Annotated in this window: 3 protein-coding genes; all 3 read right to left on the bottom strand. The window is 69.5% G+C overall.

Annotated elements, in window-relative coordinates; genetic code table 11:
- Positions 1-66 precede the first annotated feature (66 nt).
- Positions 67-777, bottom strand: coding sequence for an ABC transporter ATP-binding protein (locus TSO352_RS00640; protein ID WP_109105477.1), 711 nt, complete (start codon positions 775-777; stop codon positions 67-69).
- A 9-nt stretch (positions 778-786) separates the two neighbouring features.
- The gene (locus tag TSO352_RS00635) at positions 787-1698 is read right to left on the bottom strand and encodes an ABC transporter ATP-binding protein (protein WP_109105475.1); all 912 of its coding nucleotides are present in this window, start codon (positions 1696-1698) and stop codon (positions 787-789) included.
- On the bottom strand, positions 1695-3086 hold a 1392-nt coding region (livM, locus tag TSO352_RS00630), incomplete at its 5' end, for a high-affinity branched-chain amino acid ABC transporter permease LivM (protein WP_282183821.1). The genes TSO352_RS00635 and livM, both read right to left, overlap by 4 nt.

Raw genomic sequence — 3086 nt, 5'->3', positions numbered from 1 at the left:
CCGCCGAACACCAGCAGCGTCAGGAACACGAACACCGGAAGCGACGACCCCAGCAGCGTCTCCATCTCAGTGCCCCCCTTCCAGATAGGCCGACCGCACCTCCGGGTCGGCCAGAAGCTGCGCCCCCGTCCCCGTCATCATGATCTTGCCCGTCACCATCACATAGGCCCGGTGCGCCAGCTTCAGCGCGTGGAACGCGTTCTGCTCCACCATGAACACCGTCATCTTCTGCTCCCGGTTGATCTCCGCGATCACCTGGAAGATCTGCTTCACGATCAGCGGCGCCAGGCCCAGGCTCGGCTCGTCCAGCAGCAGCAGGCGCGGCTGGCTCATCAGCGCCCGCCCGATCGCCAGCATCTGCTGCTCGCCGCCCGACATCGTCCCGGCGCGCTGGTTGATCCGCTCCTTCAGACGCGGGAACAGCGTCAGCACCCGCTCCAGCTCGCGCTCGAAGCTGCCGGGCTGCGCCACGATCGAGCCCATCTGCAGGTTCTCCAGCACCGTCATCCGCGGGAAAATCCGCCGGCCTTCGGGTGACTGCGCGATGCCGCGCCGCACGATCTCGTGGGTGGGCAGGTCGGTGATGTCCTCGCCCTCGAAGATCACCCGGCCCTGGCGCGCCCGCGGGCTGCCGCAGATCGTCATCAGCAGCGTCGACTTGCCCGCCCCGTTGGCGCCGATCAGCGAGACGATCTCGCCGGCGCCGATCTCGATGTCGATCCCCTTCAGCGCCTCGATCGCGCCGTAGAAGGTGTGCACCCCCGATACCTTCAGCATCGTCATGGCTCACGCCCCCTTCTGGACGGCGGCCGGAGCGGCCTGCAGATCGGCGGCGATCTCCGGCGGCAGGGCGGCGTCCTCGTCCTCGCCCAGATAGGCGCGGATCACCGCCGGGTCGTTCTTCACGTGGCCCGGGTCGCCGTCGGAAATCTTCCGGCCATAGTCCAGCACCACCACATGGTCGGAAATGCGCATCACCACGCTCATGTCATGCTCGATCAGCAGCACGCCCGTGCGGTGACCCTGCGGGGTCTGGACGTCGCGGATGAAGGTCAGGATCTCGGCCAGCTCGCCCGACTCGCGCGGGTTCAACCCGGCCGCCGGCTCGTCCAGGCACAGCAGCACCGGCTCGGTGCACATCGCCCGCGCGATCTCCAGCCGGCGCTGGGCGCCGTAGGGCAGGTTGCCGGCCTCCCAGTCGGCGAACTCGGTCAGCCGCACCCGGTCCAGCCAGTATTTCGCCAGCTCCACCGCCTCGCGCTCGGCCCGGCGGTAGCCCGGCAGGCCCAGCAGCCCGCCGATGGCGAAGGTCGAGGCCCGCATCAGCTTGTTGTGCTGGGCGACGATCAGGTTCTCCAGCACGCTCATGCCGCTGAACAGCCGGATGTTCTGGAAGGTGCGCGCCACCCCGGCCAGCTGGGCGATGCGGTAGCCCGGCATCCGCTCCAGCAGGAACTCCTTGCCCCCCGGGTGGCGCAGCGTCAGCCGCCCCACGGTGGGGGTGTAGAAGCCGGTGACGCAGTTGAACAGCGTCGTCTTGCCGGCGCCGTTCGGGCCGATCAGCGCGGTGATCTCGCCGGCCCGCGCCTCGAACGAGACGTCGTTGTTCGCCACCAGACCGCCGAAGCGCATGGTCAGGTGTTCGACGGTCAGCAGGGGCTTCTCGGTCATCGTGGTGTGGGGCATGACGGCGCTCATTTCGCGGCTCCCGCCGGGGCCGGCATCTTCTTGCCGCCATGCAGGAGGATGGTCGGGTCGCGGTGGGCCAGCAGGCCGCGCGGGCGCCACAGCATGATCACCACCATGCCGGCGCCGAACGCCAGCATGCGGTAGTCGGCCAGCTCGCGGAACGCCTCGGGCAGGCCGATCACCAGCAGGGTGGCGACCACCACGCCGATCTGGCTGCCCATGCCGCCCAGCACCACGATGGCCAGGATGATCGCCGACTCGATGAAGGTGAAGCTCTCCGGGCTGATGAAGCCCTGGCGGGTGGCGAAGAAGGAGCCGGCGAAGCCGCCGAACATCGCCGCGATGGCAAAGGCCGCCAGCTTCATGTTGGTGCGGTTGATGCCCAGCGACGCGCAGGCGATGTCGTCCTCGCGCAGCGCCTCCCAGGCGCGACCCAGCGGCAGCTTGCGCACCCTGAGCGTGAAGACGTTCACCACCAGCGCCAGGGCCAGGATCAGGTAATAGAGGAAGACGATGCGGTGCAGCGGCGAGAATTCCAGCCCGAACAGCTCGTGGAAGGCGGCCATGCCCTCGGCCGGCGTGCGCGAGAAGTCGGCGATGCCGAAGAAGCTCGGCCGCGGGATGCCGGAGATGCCGTTCGGGCCGCCGGTGAACTGGTACCAGTTGACCAGGATGATGCGGATGATCTCGCCGAAGCCCAGCGTGACGATGGCGAAATAGTCGCCCCTCAGCCGCAGCACCGGGAAGCCGAGCAGCACGCCCGAACAGGCGGCGAGCAGCCCCGCCAGCGGCAGGCAGGCCCAGAAGCTCAGCCCGAAGTAATGCGCCAGCAGCGCGTAGGAATAGGCGCCGACCGCGTAGAAGGCGACGTAGCCGAGGTCGAGCAGCCCGGCCAGGCCGACGACGATGTTCAGCCCCCAGCCCAGCATGATGTAGGTCAGCAGCAGGATGCCGATGTCCAGCAGCATGCGGTCGGCCAGCGGCGTCATCGGCAGGATGACGGCAAAGGCGATGGCGACCGGGGCGATGTAGCGGCTGGCGTGCTGGACCTTGGCGGCGACGCGGTCCATGCGGCGGTCGCGCTCGGCCTGGGACAGCTTGGAGCGGCCGGTGGCGACCGTGGCGGCGGCGCGCAGCGCGATCACCCCGCCGCCCAGCACCAGCACCAGCCGCAGCACCTGGGTCGGCATCGGCAGCACCAGCCCGACGCCGGCGCACAGCAGCGCCAGCAGCAGGATCGGCAGCGCCAGGCCCTGGCGGATCAGCCCGAGGCCGAGGCGGCCGAAGAACACCAGCACCAGCGAGGCGACGACCTCCTCCGGCCGCGCCTCGATGCCGAGCCCGGTCGGGCGGTCGACGGTGCGCAGGCCGACCAGCGGCACGGTCAGCAGCAGGGC

Origin of the sequence: Azospirillum sp. TSO35-2 (assembly GCF_003116095.1) — a bacterium.
In the GTDB taxonomy this organism is placed as follows: domain Bacteria; phylum Pseudomonadota; class Alphaproteobacteria; order Azospirillales; family Azospirillaceae; genus Azospirillum.
The sequence above is the reverse complement of the archived record's forward strand: the minus strand, read 5'-3'. Positions and strand labels throughout refer to the sequence as shown.

What these genes read in the sequence shown, in the direction of transcription:
- TSO352_RS00640 (WP_109105477.1), bottom strand. Translation starts at nt 777, where the DNA reads ATGCTGAAGGTATCGGGGGTGCACACCTTCTACGGCGCGATCGAGGCG.
- TSO352_RS00635 (WP_109105475.1), bottom strand. Translation starts at nt 1,698, where the DNA reads ATGAGCGCCGTCATGCCCCACACCACGATGACCGAGAAGCCCCTGCTG.